At 71.3% G+C, this 15,691-nt stretch carries 14 protein-coding genes; 3 read left to right on the forward strand and 11 right to left on the reverse strand.

Annotated elements, in window-relative coordinates; translation table 11 throughout:
- Window positions 1-15: 15 nt before the first annotated feature.
- From hpnD to JW613_RS02065, 3 genes are all read right to left on the reverse strand, one after another.
- Window positions 16-924, reverse strand: a complete 909-nt coding sequence (hpnD, locus tag JW613_RS02055) for a presqualene diphosphate synthase HpnD (protein ID WP_209209206.1) — start codon at window positions 922-924, stop codon at window positions 16-18.
- An 80-nt stretch (window positions 925-1,004) separates the two neighbouring features.
- Window positions 1,005-1,964 (reverse strand): squalene synthase HpnC, encoded by a 960-nt coding sequence (hpnC, locus tag JW613_RS02060; RefSeq protein ID WP_209208942.1) that lies wholly within the window; start codon window positions 1,962-1,964, stop codon window positions 1,005-1,007.
- 544 nt (window positions 1,965-2,508) lie between these two features.
- The gene (locus JW613_RS02065; RefSeq protein ID WP_209208943.1) at window positions 2,509-3,204 is read right to left on the reverse strand and encodes a TetR/AcrR family transcriptional regulator; all 696 of its coding nucleotides are present in this window, start codon (window positions 3,202-3,204) and stop codon (window positions 2,509-2,511) included.
- 118 nt (window positions 3,205-3,322) lie between these two features.
- Between JW613_RS02065 and JW613_RS02070 the strand changes: the two genes are divergently transcribed.
- Window positions 3,323-5,548 (forward strand): MMPL family transporter, encoded by a 2,226-nt coding sequence (locus JW613_RS02070; RefSeq protein ID WP_209208944.1) that lies wholly within the window; start codon window positions 3,323-3,325, stop codon window positions 5,546-5,548.
- Between the two features lie 95 nt (window positions 5,549-5,643).
- Here the strand turns inward: JW613_RS02070 and JW613_RS02075 are convergent, their stop codons facing one another.
- From JW613_RS02075 to JW613_RS02105, 7 genes are all read right to left on the reverse strand, one after another.
- Window positions 5,644-6,489, reverse strand: coding sequence for an ABC transporter ATP-binding protein (locus JW613_RS02075; RefSeq protein ID WP_099885313.1), 846 nt, complete (start codon window positions 6,487-6,489; stop codon window positions 5,644-5,646).
- Entirely contained in the window at window positions 6,476-7,429 is a 954-nt protein-coding gene (locus JW613_RS02080; protein WP_209208945.1) for an ABC transporter permease, read from the reverse strand. Before JW613_RS02080 ends, JW613_RS02075 begins: the two co-directional genes overlap by 14 nt.
- Window positions 7,430-7,496: 67 nt before the next feature.
- Window positions 7,497-8,369 carry a glycosyltransferase family 2 protein gene (locus tag JW613_RS02085; protein WP_209209207.1) on the reverse strand — a complete coding sequence of 291 codons (873 nt, stop codon included), beginning with the start codon at window positions 8,367-8,369 and terminating at the stop codon, window positions 7,497-7,499.
- Between the two features lie 49 nt (window positions 8,370-8,418).
- Window positions 8,419-9,198 (reverse strand): CDP-alcohol phosphatidyltransferase family protein, encoded by a 780-nt coding sequence (locus JW613_RS02090; protein WP_099886912.1) that lies wholly within the window; start codon window positions 9,196-9,198, stop codon window positions 8,419-8,421.
- Window positions 9,176-10,237, reverse strand: a complete 1,062-nt coding sequence (locus JW613_RS02095) for an iron-containing alcohol dehydrogenase family protein (protein WP_209208946.1) — start codon at window positions 10,235-10,237, stop codon at window positions 9,176-9,178. The genes JW613_RS02090 and JW613_RS02095 overlap by 23 nt, the downstream gene beginning before the upstream one ends.
- Window positions 10,225-10,962 carry a phosphocholine cytidylyltransferase family protein gene (locus JW613_RS02100; protein WP_209208947.1) on the reverse strand — a complete coding sequence of 246 codons (738 nt, stop codon included), beginning with the start codon at window positions 10,960-10,962 and terminating at the stop codon, window positions 10,225-10,227. The genes JW613_RS02095 and JW613_RS02100 overlap by 13 nt, the downstream gene beginning before the upstream one ends.
- Entirely contained in the window at window positions 10,959-12,734 is a 1,776-nt protein-coding gene (locus JW613_RS02105) for a DUF5941 domain-containing protein (RefSeq protein WP_209209208.1), read from the reverse strand. Before JW613_RS02105 ends, JW613_RS02100 begins: the two co-directional genes overlap by 4 nt.
- Before the next feature lie 236 nt (window positions 12,735-12,970).
- Between JW613_RS02105 and galE the strand changes: the two genes are divergently transcribed.
- Both galE and idi read left to right on the forward strand, forming a co-directional pair.
- Complete coding sequence (gene galE, locus JW613_RS02110; RefSeq protein ID WP_209208948.1) at window positions 12,971-13,969, forward strand: UDP-glucose 4-epimerase GalE; 999 nt, start codon at window positions 12,971-12,973, stop codon at window positions 13,967-13,969.
- A 127-nt stretch (window positions 13,970-14,096) separates the two neighbouring features.
- Window positions 14,097-14,657, forward strand: coding sequence for an isopentenyl-diphosphate Delta-isomerase (gene idi / locus JW613_RS02115; RefSeq protein ID WP_209208949.1), 561 nt, complete (start codon window positions 14,097-14,099; stop codon window positions 14,655-14,657).
- A gap of 59 nt (window positions 14,658-14,716) precedes the next feature.
- On the opposite strand, the gene JW613_RS02120 is transcribed toward idi, so the two are convergent.
- Window positions 14,717-15,271, reverse strand: a complete 555-nt coding sequence (locus JW613_RS02120; protein WP_245224936.1) for an ATP-binding protein — start codon at window positions 15,269-15,271, stop codon at window positions 14,717-14,719.
- Window positions 15,272-15,691: the final 420 nt, after the last annotated feature.

Consider the following 15,691-nt stretch of genomic DNA (forward strand, 5'->3'; position numbering starts at 1 on the left):
TCGTCCGCAGCGGCATCAGGCGCTCCGCCGCGACGTCTGGCGGGAGACCAGCCGCGCGTCGAAGCCGGACAGGCCGCGCACGGCCACGTACGCCTTCTCGTGTCCCGGCAGGGAGACGCGGCCGCGCAGCACCGCGGCGGGGTCCGCCGCGATGCGGTCGAGCAGGCGATGGTAGATCCCGGCCATCGCCGCGACGCAGGCGCCCGAACGCCGATCGAGCATCGGCAGCAGTCGGTAGCCCTCGGCGAAGAGCGCGCGTGCGCGCCGCACCTCGAAGTGGACCAGCCCGGTGAAGTCGGCGCCGGGCGGCACCGTGTCGGTGGTAAATCCCGCGGCACAGCCAAATTTCTCGAGATCCTCCGAGGGCAGGTACGTTCGTCCGCCCTCGGCGTCTTCCCGCACGTCCCGGAGGATATTGGTCAGTTGGAGGGCGAGCCCGAGGGTGTCGGCGTACTCGGAGGCGCGGGACGTCTCGCGTGCGCCGGGTACGGTGCCGAAGACGCCGAGCGAGAGCCGGCCGATGGCGCCGGCCACACAGCGGCAGTACACCTTCAGCTCCTCCCAGGTCTCGTAGCCGGCGCCGCGCACATCCATCAGCACGCCGTCGATGAGCTCGTCGAGCGCGTCGAGCGGGATCGGGAAGCGGCCCGCCGCGTGGCTGAGTGCCACCGCGACCGGGTCGGTGTCGTCCGGGGGGACCTCGCCGTCCTTGATCCGGGCGAGCAGTGCGCGGGTCTCCTCCAGCCGCCGCTGTTTGGCCTCCGGGGCGAGGCCGCCGTCGCCGATGTCGTCCACCCGCCGGGAGAAGGCGTACAGCGCGGACATGGCCTGCCGCTTGGCCGCGGGCAGCAGCCGGATGCCGTAGGCGAAGTTACGGGCCTGCGCCCCGGTGACGGCCTCGCAGTAGCGATAGGCGGCGGTCACCTGAGCGGGGAGCTGCTGCGCGGGCCTGGCCCGGGGCCGCTGCGCTCCGGCGGCCTTCTCCGGCTTCCCCACCGTCCCGGTCACCCCTCTCCTCGCAGGCTCGCCCAGGACTCGCGCAGCACAACTGCGGCGCCGGCCCGGGGGGCTCCCGCCAGTACGTCGTACCGCGCGGCCCGCAGGGCGGAGGCCGCCGCGCGCCCGCCGCCGGTGAACCCAGCCAGCAGCAGCCGGAGTCTGCCGTGCACGCTGCGCACCAGCGGGGTGCCCTCGTCCAGCAGGCCGAGCGCGCGTTCGGTCTCGTAGGCGATCAGGGCACGCACCGAGGCGTTCGCGGTGGGGGCCGCCAGATCCGTCTCGGCGACCCGGAAGCGGGCCATGTCCTCGGCCGGCAGATAGATCCGGTCCCGGGCCAGGTCCTCGGCGACGTCCTGGAGATGTTCGATGATCTGGAGCCCCGTGCAGACCGCGTCCGAGCGGCGTACCCGCTCGGGTGTCATGGTGCCGGTGATGGCGAGGACGAGACGGCCGACGGGGTTGGCGGACAGCTCGCAGTAGGCCAGGAGTTCGGCGTAGGTGGCGTAGCGGCGGACCTTCTGGTCCTGCCGGTTGGCCTCGATCAGGGCGAGGAACGGCTCGGGGGTCAGCCCCCGGCGGCGGACGGTGGGCACCAGGTCGCGCAGCAGCGGGTGGCCCGGCCCGTGTCCGGCACCGGCTGCGCCGTACGGGGAGGGTCCGTCGGACGGGGGGCCGCCCGGGATGGCGCCGTCGAACACCCGGTGGACGTCGGCCTCGAACGCGTCCAGCATGGCGAGCGGGTCGTCGGCCTGGCCGGGGGCGAGGCCGAGGGAGGCGGCGTGCGCGGGACCGGAGTCGCCCAGGTCCCCGTCGCCGATGTCGTCGACCAGACGGGCGAATCCGTAGACGGCCATCAGATCGTCCCGCCAGGCACGGGGGAGGAAACGGGGCGCCACCGGGAAGTTCTCCGCCTTGGCCTTGGAGAGCACCGCGCTCGCGTGCGCGTCCTCCTCCGCGGTCACCACGTGCTGCCCATGGCCATTGCCGTCACATCTCCGTTTCTACACCGCTGCGCCAGAAGATCCTATTTCGGACACGCCGCACGCGCTGGCCTGCGAAAGCGGCCGACGGCACAGTCCGGCCGGGCCCTGTTCGCCCGACTTACCGCGAATCAGCACCGAAACAGCTTACGCCGTACATCAACCCCGTGTGTGCGGGGTGAGGGTCCTGGGCCGGGCCGGATCCCGACCCCGCGTCGGGGCCGCATTTCGCCCGGACGGGTATCGAACACCCCCGGAACAGCCGGACCCCCGGGCGCGGTACGGCGACACCTCGGCCGGTGGAGGGGGTTCGGCCGCAGGGCGGTGTTCGGCCACAGCGCGAGTGCGACCGCAGGCGGAGGTTCGGCCACCGGGGTGACCGGGCCACCCGCCCGGCACCGGAGGACCGGCAGCCGGTGACGGCCGGGGCGCCGCGACGGGGGGGGGCGGTGGGCCCGCCGACGGGTCGGCGCGACGGCGCGACGGCGCGACGGCGGGTCAGCGGGTCGACGCGACGGCGGGTCGACCGTCAGGGGGTGGTCAGACCGGCGATGACGTCGCGCAGGACCCGCTCGATGACATAGCCCGCCTCCTCCTCGGAGAGCACATCCAGCGGCCCGTCGAGGAAGAGCATCGCCGTGCCGTGCACCATGGCCCAGGCGCTGAGCTCGGCTCCGGGCCTGCGCTCGGGCGGGATCAGGCCGACGGTGACCGCCTCGTCCAGCGTCTCGGTGAGCATTTCGAACGAGCGCGCCTCCCAGCCGGGCTGGTGGCCGGCTTCCGTGACGGCACCTTCCTCGGTGACGCCGAAGCCGCCGAGGGCCTTGCGACAGAAGGCCGTGCGGTAGAGACCGGGTTCCTGCCTGGCGAAGCCGATGTAGCCGCGGCCGAGTCCCAGCATGCGCTGCCTGGTCGCCTCCGGGCCCGAGCCGCGCACCTCGCGCCCACCCGCCTCCATGCACTCGACCAACCGCTGCTGACCGTGGTCCTTGACCGCTCCCAGCAGGTCGCTGTGGCTGTCGAAGTGCCGGTAGGCAGCGGTGGCGGAGACCCCCACCTTGCGGGCGGCGGCGCGCAGGACGACGGCGTCCGGGCCGCCTTCGGCGGCCAGCTCGATGGCGGCCCGGATCAGCGCGTTGCGCAGGTCTCCGTGGTGGTAGCGGCCTTTACCGGGGCGTCCTCCTGCCGCTGCGCCCGTGGCTTCGGTGTTCGCGTTCGCCTGCATGCCTCCATCCTGCCCGATGTTGACAGCAATAACATCCATGGCATGATGCATGTTGACGCCGTGAACATCTGGTCGGCGCCATCCTTCCATCCTCACTAGCGCTCCCGGGGGACCCGACGTGCTGGACCGCATAGCCAACCTGACCTATCGCAGGGCACGAGGTGTGCTCGTGCTCTCCCTGCTCGCGGTGGTGGCCCTGGCCGCCGTCGGTTTCGGCGCCTTCGGCAAACTCCAGGGCGGCGGGTTCGACGACCCCGACTCGCCCTCCTCACGCGCCGCAGCGCTGATCGACGAGAAGTTCCACGGCCAGGACAACCTCGTCCTCCTCGTCCGCGCCAAGGACGGAGACCTCCGGGCGCCCGAGGTCGAACAGGCCGGACAGCGGCTGACCCGCGGCCTGCGCAAGGAGCCCGGCGTCACCCAGGTGACCTCCTACTGGGCACCCGGCGGTTCGGCCCTCACCTCACGCGACGGCGCCCAGGCGCTGGTGCTCGCCCACATGGACGAGAACGACACCGAGCGCGTCTCCGAGGTGACCGAGAAGTGGACCGGCGAGCGGGGTGCCGTCCAGGTCCGCGCGGGCGGCGGAGCCGCACTCAACGAACAGATCAACGCGCAGGTCTCCAAGGACCTCGCGATCGCCGAGGCGATCGCCGTACCCGTGACGCTGCTGCTGCTCATCGTCGCGTTCGGCAGCGTCGTCGCGGCGTTGCTGCCGCTGGCCATCGGGCTCGTCGCGATCCTGGGCACCTTCGCAGAGCTGTATGTGCTCGGCAGCATCACGGACGTCTCCGTCTTCGCGGTCAACCTCACCACCGCGCTGGGCCTCGGGCTGGGCATCGACTACGGCCTGCTGCTCGTCAGCCGCTTCCGCGAGCGGCTCGGCGCCGGGGACGAGACGGCACAGGCGCTGCGCACCACCGTGCGCACGGCGGGCCGGACCGTGCTGTTCTCCGCCGCCACCGTGGTCGCCGCACTCGCCGCACTGCTGCTCTTCCCACCGTTCTTCCTGCGCTCCTTCGCCTACGCGGGCATCGGCGTGGTCGCCATCGCCGCGCTCTCCGCGCTGCTGATCGTCCCGGCGCTGCTGGCGGTGCTCGGGCCCCGCGTCAACAAGGGGCGGCTGCCGTGGGCGGACGCGGTGCGCAAGCCGGAGGCCCCGCTGTGGGGCAAGCTGGCCCGCACGGTGATGCGGCGGCCCGCGCTGACCGCGCTGCCGGTGCTGGCCGTACTGCTGCTGGCCGCGAGCCCACTGCTGGGCGCCACGTTCGGCACCCCCGACGCACGGGTGCTCCCCGAGAGCGCGGAGAGCCGCCAGGTCTCCACCGCGATCCAGCACGACTTCGCGGGCAACGACGCGGCGGGCGTCTCGATCGTCGTCGAGGGGCGGACCACCGGCCAGGCCGTGGACGGCTACGCCGCCCGGCTCTCCCGGCTGGAGGGCGTCACCCGTGTCCAGGCGGCCACCGGCACCTACGCCCAAGGGCGCTCGGTACGGGCGCCGGGCGCCGCGAGTGCCGCCTTCGAGCAGAGCGGCACCCACCGGCTTACGGTCACCTCCGGCCTCACACCCGCCTCGGACAAGGCGCAGGACCTCGTACGCGAGATCCGCGGCCTTTCGGGGCCCGGTGGGGCCAAGACCCTGGTCGGCGGCCAGGACGCACAGCTGATCGACTCCAAGAAGGCCATCGCCGACAAGTTGCCGGCCGCCGTGGCCTGGGTCGTCGGCTCGACGTTCGTGCTGCTGTTCCTATTCACCGGCAGCGTCATGCAGCCGCTGCGCGCCCTGGTGCTGAACGCCGTCAGCCTGACCGCCGCGATCGGCGCGATGGTGTGGATCTTCCAGGACGGGCATCTCTCCTCGCTGCTGGGCTTCACCCCGATGCCGATGGACACCTCCATGACGGTGCTGATGTTCTGCATCGTCTTCGGCCTGTCCATGGACTACGAGGTCTTCGTGACCAGCCGCATCAAGGAGCTGCACGACGCCGGGGCCGACAACCGCGAGGCGGTGACCGGCGGGCTCTCCCGCACCGGACGGATCGTGACCATGGCGGCCGGACTGCTGGCGGTCAGCTTCTTCGCCTTCGCCACCAGCAGCGTCTCCTTCATCCAGATGTTCGGCCTGGGCAGCGGGCTGGCCATCCTCATCGACGCGGTGGCGGTTCGCGGGGTGCTGGTACCGGCCGCGATGCGGGTGCTCGGCCGTACGGCCTGGTACGCCCCGGCCCTGCTGCGCAGGGTGCATGCGAAGGCCGGGCTGAGCGAGGGAGCGGACCCCGACACCGCCGAACCGCCGCACGGGCGGCCCGACGAGCGGGAGCCCGCCCGTACCGGGGTGTGACCCCGGGGCCCGCTCACACCGAAGCGGCCCGCTCCACCGGTGGCCACCGGTGGAGCGGGCCGCTTCGGCGCTTGCGCCAGGCAGGGGCCCACCAGCTACTTGCTGGTGAACTTCTCGTACTCCTTCAGGACCTCTTCGGTCGGCCCGTCCAGCATGAGCTCGCCCTTCTCCAGCCACAGCACCCGCTCGCACGTGTCGCGGATGGACTTGTTGTTGTGGCTGACGAGGAAGACCGTGCCGGCTTCCTTGCGGAGCTCGCGGATGCGGGCCTCGGAGCGCTTCTGGAACCTCTTGTCACCGGTCGCCAGCGCCTCGTCGATCATGAGGACGTCGTGGTTCTTGGCGGCGGCGATGGAAAAGCGCAGCCGGGCCGCCATGCCGGAGGAGTAGGTCCGCATCGGCAGGGTGATGAAGTCGCCCTTCTCGTTGATGCCCGAGAAGTCGACGATGTCCTGGTAGCGACGGGCGACCTCCTCGCGGGACATCCCCATCGCCAGGCCGCCCAGAACGACGTTCCGCTCGCCGGTCAGGTCGTTCATCATGGCCGCGTTGACGCCCAGCAGCGAGGGCTGACCGTCGGTGTAGACCTTGCCGCTCTCGGCCGGCAGCAGCCCGGCGATGGCCTTGAGCAGCGTGGACTTCCCCGAGCCGTTGGAGCCGATGAGCCCGATGGCCTGGCCCCGGTACGCGGTGAAGCTGACGCCCCGCACCGCGTGCACCTCGCGCATGCCGCCGCCCGGCTTGCGGCGGACGATCCGGTTGAGGGCCGCGGTGGCGCTGCCCTTGCCCTTGGAGCCGCCGTAGACGCGGTAGACGATGTGCAGGTCCTCGGCGATGACGGTGGGCACCCAGGGGCCAGGAGTCTGCGCCGCCTCCGCCTCCGTCTTGGTGCCGGACTCGGCGGACGCTCCGCTCTGCTCGGTCTGCTCAGCCACGGCCATAACGCTCCTCCGCCTTCCAGAAGAAAACAAATCCGCCGATGCCCACGACCACGGCCCAGCCCAGCGCGAGCGCCCAGACGTGCGGGGGGAGCTGGCTGCTGGGGTACTCCTCGATGAAGGCGAACCGCATCAGGTCCATGTAGACCGCGGCGGGATTGGCCTGCAGCAGGTCGGCCAGCCAGCCCGGAGCGCTCGCCCGCTTCTCCAGCATGTACTTGAGCGGGAACATCACACCGGACGCGTACATCCAGGTGCGGGTTATGAACGGCATCAGCTGTGCCAGGTCGGGCGTCTTGCTGCCGAGCCGGGCCAGGATCAGCGCCAGTCCGGTGTTGAAGACGAACTGGAAGGCCAGCGTCGGGAGGATCAGCAGCCAGGAAAGCCGCGGCAGCTCACCGAACCCGAGCAGGATGACGACCAGCACGATCATCGAATAGAGCAGCTGCTGGAGCTGCTGGAGCGCCACCGAGATCGGCAGTGCCGCGCGCGGGAAGTGCAGCGCGCGCACCAGCCCGAGGTTCGAGGAGATCGCCCGCACCCCGTTGAGCACCGAGGTCTGGGTGAAGGTGAAGACGAACACCCCGGTGATCAGGAACGGGACGTAGTTGTCCTTGCCGCCCGGGGTGCCGTCCCGGCCGCCGAGCAGCACACCGAAGATGAAGTAGTAGACGGCCGCGTTCAGCAGCGGTGTGGCGACCTGCCACAACTGGCCCAGCTTCGCCTGGCTGTACTGCGCCGTCAGCTTCGCCCGGGAGAAGGCGAGAATGAAATGCCGCCGCGCCCAGAGCTGCCGCACGTAGTCGGGCAGCGAGGGGCGCGCTCCGCTCACCGACAGGCCGTATTTGGCCGCGAGTTCGGACGGAGTCAGACGGTCGTCCGGTGACGGCGGAGGCAGCACGCCGACCGAGCTGTCGGCGCTGTCGTGGGTTGTCTCGCTCACGTTGGAAACTTTCGTCCTCACACTGCGCAAGTGGATCCGGGGCTGATGCTCGTCAGGGACGAGCTTGTCAGATCACGGGCGGGCGTCCCAGCCGCGTCAGACGCCATACCGTACGCCACCGCATCGGCCTGCGGGCTCCCGCGGGCGTGGTCCAGCCTTCCTTGAAGCCGCCCAGCCAGGCCCGCAGTGCCGGCATGGAGGGGCGCCGGGCGAGCGTGAGCAGCAGCCACACGCCCAGGTAGACGGGGACGAGCAGCGCGGGAAGGTTGCGCCGGGCGAGCCAGACGCGGTTGCGGGCCACCATCCGGTGGTACACGGCATGCCTGCTGGGAGCGGTGGTCGGGTGGTGCAGCACCATGTCGGCGCGGTACTCGATGCCCCAGCCGGCGTCGAGCGCACGCCAGGCCAGGTCGGTCTCCTCATGGGCGTAGAAGAACTCGTCGGGCAGACCGCCGACTTCGGCCAGCACCTTGGTGCGCACGGCGTTGGCGCCACCGAGGAAGGTGGTGACCTTCGAGGAGCGCATCGGGTCGGAGGCGCGCAGCCGGGGCACGTGGCGGCGCTGGGTGACGCCCGTGTCCGGGTCGGCGATGCGGAAGCTGATGATGCCGAGTTTCGGGTCGGCCTCGAACGCCTCGCGCACCAGTTCGGCGGTGTCGGAGGAGGGCAGCAGCCCGTCGTCGTCCAGGAAGAGCAGCGCGTCCACCTCGGCACCCGAGGGGCCGAACGCCTCGATACCGACATTCCGCCCACCGGGGATGCCGAGATTTTCCGGAAGCTCGACCTTCCGTACACCGTCCGGCAGCTCGGGCAACGGCGCGCCGTTACCCACCACGACGACCTCGATCGGCTCGCCGTCCTGCTTGGCGACCGACTCCAGCAGTGCGCGCAGCTCCTCGGGGCGGTTGCCCATGGTGAGTACGACGGCACCCAGTCGCATCGCTTTCCCGGCCTCCGTCACTTCTTCCCGCCTCCTGTCACTTCAGCGGTCACTTCAGCCTGCTGGAGGCGAGGATGGACACCAGGTGCAGCAGCGTCTGCAGCACCGCGATACCGGCGAGCACCGCGACGCCGAGCCGGGTGAGGAACAGATCGCCGCGGATCTGGTCCACGACCGCCACCACCAGGATCAGCAGCGACGCCTCGATCCCCAGCACCAGCCGGTGGAACTTCAGCGCCGCGGCGGCCTTGCGCGCCAGCGCCAGCCCCGAGGAGCGCGGCTCGGACGCCGACTCCTTGACCGGCGGCAGCCCGCCCTGGTGGCGGGCGACGCCCACCAGGTCGGACTCCGCCTTGATCAGGATGGCCCCGAGCGCGGCCAGCGTGCCCAGGAAGGCCCACAGCCAGTCGATCCGGCCGCCGCCCCACAGGTCTGCGGCACGCAGCCCGAAGCCGACCAGCACCGCCGCGTCGCACAGATAAGCGCCGACGCGGTCCAGGTAGACCCCGCCCAGCGAGAACTGCTTCTTCCAGCGGGCCACCTCGCCGTCGACACAGTCGAGCAGCAGGTAGAGCTGGACCATCACCACACCCAGCACCGCGCCGACGATCCCCGGCACCAGCAGCGCCGGCAGCGCCAGCACTCCGGCGAGGGTCATCACATACGTCAGCTGGTTGGGGGTGATCCGGGTGTTCACCAGGTGCCGGTCGACGCGCAGCGACAGCTCGCGCATGTAGAGGCGGCCGGCCCAGTGCTCACCGCTTCGCCGGTCCTTCACCCCGGCGGGGTGGACGACCGGCCGCAGCTCAGCTACCGATGGTTTGTGCATAGTCCGCGTACGCGTCCCTGATCTGGTCGGTGGACAGGTCGAGGTGTTCCAGGATCGTGTACCGCCCGGGGCGGGTCTGCGGCGCGTACGCGACGGCCTCGACGAACTCGTCCGGGTCGAAGCCGATGTCGGCGGGCAGCACCGGCAGCTTGTGCCGACGCAGCACCTGGACCATCAGCTTGGCCGTGTCCTTGTCCCCGCGCAGATAGGTGGCGAAGGCGGCGCCGAGGCCGCACTGCTCGCCGTGCGGAGCGGCACGCTTGGGGTAGAGCAGGTCGAAGGCATGGTTGATCTCGTGGCAGGCGCCCGAGGCCGGACGGCTGTCCCCGGCCACCGACATCGAGATGCCGGTGAGCACCAGGCCCTCGGCGAGCACCTGGAGGAAGTTGTCGTCGCTGACGTCCCCCGGGTGGTGCAGGATCGCCTCTCCGGCCTGCCGGGCCATGGCGGCGGCCAGCCCGTCGATGGCCTCGCCGCGCACCTCGTGCCCCAGCTCCCAGTCCTTGACGGCCGAGACGTTGGAGATCACATCGCCGATCCCGGAGCGGATGTAGCGCTCGGGGGCCTCGCGGATGACGTCGAGGTCGATGACGACGGCGATCGGGTTGGGCACCCCGTAGGAGCCGCGGCCCGCGTCGTTGTCGAGGGTGGCGACCGGTGAGCACAGTCCGTCGTGCGACAGATTGGTGGCCACCGCCACCAGCGGCAGGCCGATCCGGGCCGCCGCGTACTTCGCACAGTCGATGATCTTGCCGCCGCCGAGTCCGACCACCGCGTCGTAGCGGCCGGACTTCATCGCGTCGGCGAGCTTGATCGCGTCGTCCAGCGTGCCGCCGCCGACCTCGTACCAGGAGGCGTTGGGCAGCAGAGGTGCGAAACGCTCGCGCAGCGCGGCACCGGAGCCGCCGCTGATGGCGAAGGCGAGCTTGCCGTTGGTGGAGATCCGCTGATCGGCCAACAGGCCCGCCAGGTCGTCCAGCGCGCCGCGGCTGATGTCCACGACGACCGGCGACGGGATGAGGCGGGTCAGTACTGGCATGCGATCTCCCGGCCCTTGGCGAGGTCGTCGTGGTTGTCGATCTCGACCCACTTGACGTCCCCGATGGGGGCGATGTCGACCTTGAAGCCGCGGTTGACCAGCTCCTGGTAGCCGTCCTCGTAGTAGAGCTGCGGGTCGCGCTCGAAGGTGGCCTTCAGCGCGTCGGCCAGCTCGGCGCCGGCCTCCGGCTCGATCAGGGTGAGGCCGATGTACTCGCCGGTCGCCTCGGCGGGGTCCATCAGCTTGGTGATGCGCTGGACGCCCTTGGCGGGGTCGACGACGACCTTCATCTCCTCGTCGGCGAGGTCCTTGACGGTGTCGAGGGCCAGGATGATCTTCCGGCCGTCACCGCGCGCGTTCAGCAGCGTCTGCTCGACCGAGACGGGGTGCACGGTGTCGCCGTTGGCGAGCAGCACGCCCTCCTTGAAGACATCCCGGGCGCAGTAGAGGGAGTAGGCGTTGTTCCACTCCTCGGCCTTGTCGTTGTCGATCAGGGTGAGCTTGACGCCGTGCTTGGCCTCCAGCTCGGCCTGCCGCTCGTAGACGGCTTCCTTGCGGTAGCCCACGACGACCGCGACATCGGTGAGACCGACCTGTGCGAAGTTGGCCAGGGCGATGTCGAGGACGGTGGTCTCGCCATCGACGGGCACCAGGGCCTTGGGCAGGGTGTCGGTGTAGGGGCGCAGACGCCGTCCGGCGCCGGCGGCCAGCACGAGGCCGATCATGCGGGTTCTCCTTCGTCGTGTACTGCGGGTGCTTGCGACGACACCCAGAAACGGATGCTCTCGACGAGCACCACGGCCGCGATGACCACGGCGAGCGTGGTCAGCGCGAAGATGAAGCCTTGTGTGCGGCCTCCGCCGCCCAGCCAGAGGGCCGCGGCGACGGTGACCAGCAGGGTCCGTCCTTCGTGCCCCCCGACCGCCCGCACCAGCCAGTGCGGAGGCGCTCCGGTGCCACCGCGGATGCGGTACACCGTGTCGTAGTGATGGTAGGCGAGAGCCGCCACCAGCCCGAATGCCGCGGGAAGCGCGCCGTCGGTCTCCGTACGGGCGGCCAGCACCAGGATCGTGCCGTATTCCGCGATACGAAAGAAGGGTGGCAGCAGCCAGTCGACGGGGCCCTTGAGGGGCCTCGCGAGGGCGACCCCGGCGCACAGGGCGTAGACCACGGCGGCCGGTACGGGCCAGGGGCTGCCCAGTGGCGCGGCCCACGCGGTGGCGAGGATCACGGCACCGCCGAGGAAGGCGACGGCGGGCGCGGCAGCCGGGGGCAGCGGGAGCGGGCGCAGCAGCCGGGCACCGAGTTCGGCGAGGGGGCCGCTGTCGGTGAGCGCGCGGACCCCCTCGGCCGCGCGGTCGGTGCGGGCCCTGCGGTGCAGGGAGCGCAGCAGCCGGCCTGCCGTGGTGTAGCAGGCGGCGAGGGTCCCGGCGACGAGCAGTACGAGGAAGGTGATGCGCGGTGTGGTGGCGGCCGTCAGCACGGCGATGAGGGCCCAGCGCTCCCCGATGGGCAGCACTATCATCCGCCGGGCCCACACGGTCCACCCCGCGCTGTCCAGCCGGCTGGAGAGCGCGGCGGTGCGGCTGGTGGTGGCGCCCTCGTCGCGCGCGGCCTCGTTGAAGGAGAAGTCGACGGTGTGCCGCGCGGTCATCAGCAGCATGGCGCCGAGCGCGAGCGCCCACACGTCGTCGTGGCTGCCGCGTGCGGCCCCGAGCGCCAGGCCCGCGTAGTAGGCGTACTCCTTGGCCCGGTCGAAGGTGGCGTCCAGCCAGGCGCCGAGCTTGGAGTACTGCAGGTCGTAGCGGGCGAGCTGGCCGTCCGTCGCGTCCAGCACGAACGAGGCGATCAGCAGCACCCCGGCGGTCACGAAGCCCCACCGCTCGCCCGTCGCGGCGCACCCCGCGGCGATCAGCGCGGTGAGCAGCGAGGCCGTGGTGACCTGGTTGGGGGTCAGCCCGCGGCGGGCGCACCAGCGGGCGAGGTAGCGCGAGTAGGGGCTGACGCAGAAGGTGGTGAAGAAGCCGTCGCGGGACTTGACCGCGGAACGCAGCCGGACGGCTTCGTCGTCGACGGCGGCGACGGCGGCCTCGGCTTCCTTGCGGGCCGTCTCGTCGGCGGGCACCGTCGCCACGAGAGTCCCCAGCTCGGGCCGGTGGATCTCGACGCCCGCCGCCTCCAGCGCTGTGGCCGCCTCCTGGGGGCCGCCCGTCAGGTCGGGCGGCAGCGCGCGCCGCGCCTCGGGGGTGACACCGAGCACACCGGGCAGCGCGCCCGCCTCGAAGCGGGGGTCCTTCAGGGCGAGCCGCAGCGCATGGGTGTGGCCGACGAAGCGCGGGTCGATCAGGGCGAGCCGTTCGTTCGCCGCGGCGGCGGCAAGGTGGGTGCTGACCTCGGCGGGCCGGGAGGCCACACGCACATCGAAACCGAGCGAGCGCAGGTCGGTCTCGAGCGACGACCCGGCAACCGGCGGACCGGTGAGGATGGCGGTCGACAGAACGAACTCACTCCTTGGAAGCTGGCATACCCGCGCGAGAGGGGACAACTGAGGCAGCGGGCAGCGTGCGCCGTCACCCGCAAGGGGTCGGCGGCACGTCGGCAGAGAGTATCGGATCGCCGGAGGGAGCCTTCACCGAGCGTTCATCGCCCCGGTGTTGCCCGGGAAGCGCCCGCGCGCCCCAGCATGGTGGATCATGGGCTCGCGCCACAACCGGGGCCGATAGGGTTCGGGACATGACGTGGTTGATCACAGGCGGCGCGGGGTACATCGGCGCGCATGTCGCACGAGCCATGACGGCCGCCGGTGAGCGGGCCGTCGCGCTGGACGACCTCTCCTCGGGGCTGGCCGAGCGGCTGCCCGCCGAGGTGCCGCTGGTGCGCGGCTCGGTGCTCGACCGTCCGACGCTGGACCGCGTGCTCGCCGAGCACGACGTGAGCGGTGTGATCCATCTCGCGGCCAAGAAGCAGGTCGGCGAGTCCGTCGAGCAGCCGCTGTCCTACTACGAGGAGAACGTGCACGGTCTGGTCACCCTGCTGGGCGCGGTGGTCGACGCGGGGGTGGGCCGCTTCGTCTTCTCCTCCTCGGCCGCCGTCTACGGCATGCCGGACGTGGACCTGGTCACCGAGCGGACCCCGACGGTACCGATGAACCCGTACGGCGAGACCAAGCTGGCCGGCGAGTGGCTGGTACGGGCGGCGGGCCGGGCGCACGGGCTGTCCACCGCCTGTCTGCGCTACTTCAACGTCGCCGGGACCGCGGAGCCCGAGCTGGCCGACAGCGGAGTCTCCAACATCGTTCCGATGTTCTTCGACGCGCTGACCCGCGGCGAGGCCCCCCGGATCTTCGGCGACGACTATCCGACCCCGGACGGCACCTGTGTGCGGGACTACATCCATGTCCAGGACCTGGCCGAGGCGCATGTCACCGCGGCCCGCGCGCTGGCGGCGGGCGGCACCGGCGCGGGCGGTGATCTGACGCTCAACGTCGGTACCGGCGCGGGCGTCTCCGTGCGGGAGATGGCCGAGCTCGTCGCCGAGGTCACCGGCAGGCGGGAGCCGGCGCCCCTGGTGGTCGCGCGCCGCCCCGGTGACCCGGCACGGGTGGTCGCCTCGGCGGACCGGATCCGCAAGGAGCTGGGCTGGGAGCCGCACTGCGGGGTGCGCGAGATGGTCGCCTCGGCGTGGGAGGGCTGGCTGCTGCGCCATCCGGAGGCTCGTACCTCGACGGGTTGAGGCCGCAGAACGACAGCAATGGGCACAGATGTGCGCGATATAGACAGAATCCCGCAGAATGCGGAGTTACCGCGTCGCCTGCGGCACACTGGATCACGCTGCCCACAGGCCCACCCGAAGGATCACCATGGCGAACAGCTCAGCGGCCCCGATCATGCTCGAACTGGTCGACGAGGACGGGACGACGATCGGTACCGCGGAGAAGCTCTCCGCCCATGTGGCCCCCGGGCGGCTGCACCGCGCCTTTTCCGTCTTCCTCTTCGACGAGGAGGGCAGACTCCTCCTCCAGCGCCGTGCGCTGGGCAAATACCACTCTCCGGGGGTGTGGTCCAACACCTGCTGCGGCCATCCCTATCCCGGTGAGCCGCCGTTCGCCGCCGCCACCCGGCGGGTCGGCGAGGAGTTGGGGGTGGCGCCCTCGCTGCTGCGGGAGGCCGGCACCGTCCGCTACAACCACCCGGACCCGGCCTCGGGGCTGGTCGAGCAGGAGTTCAACCATCTGTTCGTAGGGCTGCTGCGCCAGGAGCCGCGGCCGGACCCCGCGGAGATCGCCGAGACCGCGTTCGTGACCTGGGACGAGCTGGACAAGCGGCATGCGACGGACACGTTCTCCACCTGGTTCATGACCGTGCTGGACGCGGCCCGTCCGGCCATCCGCGAGGTGACGGGCGGCGCCGGGAGCTGGTGACCGCCGCAGGACCGACGCCGGTGCTCACCGAGGAGGAGCAGTACCGCGCCACCGGTCCCTCATCGCAGGGCGCGGGGATCGGCGCCCGCCGCTTGCGGGGACAGCGGCAGTGCGGCCCACACGACCTTGCCACCGGTGCTGGTCTGCTCCACGTCGCAGACGCCGCCCGCCTCGAAGGTGAGCGTCTTGACCAGCAGCAGACCCCGGCCACCGGTGTGCTCCCGGAACGGCTCGGCCTCCAGCGCCTTGGGCCGGTAGGGGTGGCTGTCCTCCACGGCCACCCGGAGCCATCCGCCGTCCAGCGCGACCTCGACCGCGATCTCGGGCGACAGCAGCGCCGCGTGCTGCACGGCGTTGGTGACCAGTTCCGAGAGGATCAGTAGCGCCCCCTGCAACGCCTCCGCCGGAACACCGGCGGGCCGGCGCTCCAGCAGATCCCGCACGGCATGCCGCAACCGGGGCACCGAGGAGGCGGTCGCCGGCGCGGTGAACCGCCACTCCCCTTCCTGGGCGGGGCCCGGCGCGGTGGAATGTGCGCTCCCCGGCGAGCCCTCATGGCCGCACCCGAGTGTTCTGGGCGCGGACCTGCGCTGCCGCTCCGCCCGCTCCCGCAGCGGCAGGACGGTGGCGACGGCACTCACCGCGCCCGTCCCCACCCCGCTGCGCACCGCGCTCAGGGATTCGTTTCTCTCCCCGGCTGGTGGAGCCTCGTCGACAACGCCGGTCAGCTGCCCACCGCGGCTCTCCATCTGAGCACCCACTCTCCTGCTCCGTACCGGATGTACTTGCAGATGTACTTGCATTGCATGGTGGTACCGCGCGCGGCGGACCTGGCCGGGTGACTGCAAGTTGGCACGTATCGATGGCATTTGACAGAAGACTTACGCCACGGTCAGCTCCATGACAGATCGTGGAACGCCCCGGATACGATCACGCCCATGGAGCCGACCCTCGCACCTGGTGGGACCGGCCACCGCCGAGTTCCTTCACCAAGAACGCCGCCACTCCCTCTGCGGCCTTGCCGCCGTCGGCCG

This window comes from Streptomyces smyrnaeus, assembly GCF_017676345.1.
Lineage (GTDB): Bacteria > Actinomycetota > Actinomycetes > Streptomycetales > Streptomycetaceae > Streptomyces > Streptomyces smyrnaeus.

Bases quoted from the DNA above. Each gene is read 5' to 3' on its own strand.
- JW613_RS02100 (WP_209208947.1), bottom strand. From the start codon at position 10,962: ATGATCGGCCTCGTGCTGGCCGCCGGCGCCGGACGGCGTCTGCGCCCC.
- JW613_RS02085 (WP_209209207.1), bottom strand. From the start codon at position 8,369: ATGCGACTGGGTGCCGTCGTACTCACCATGGGCAACCGCCCCGAGGAG.
- JW613_RS02090 (WP_099886912.1), bottom strand. From the start codon at position 9,198: ATGCACAAACCATCGGTAGCTGAGCTGCGGCCGGTCGTCCACCCCGCC.
- JW613_RS02075 (WP_099885313.1), bottom strand. From the start codon at position 6,489: ATGGCCGTGGCTGAGCAGACCGAGCAGAGCGGAGCGTCCGCCGAGTCC.
- idi (WP_209208949.1), top strand. From the start codon at position 14,097: ATGGCGAACAGCTCAGCGGCCCCGATCATGCTCGAACTGGTCGACGAG.
- JW613_RS02065 (WP_209208943.1), bottom strand. From the start codon at position 3,204: ATGCAGGCGAACGCGAACACCGAAGCCACGGGCGCAGCGGCAGGAGGA.
- JW613_RS02095 (WP_209208946.1), bottom strand. From the start codon at position 10,237: ATGCCAGTACTGACCCGCCTCATCCCGTCGCCGGTCGTCGTGGACATC.
- galE (WP_209208948.1), top strand. From the start codon at position 12,971: ATGACGTGGTTGATCACAGGCGGCGCGGGGTACATCGGCGCGCATGTC.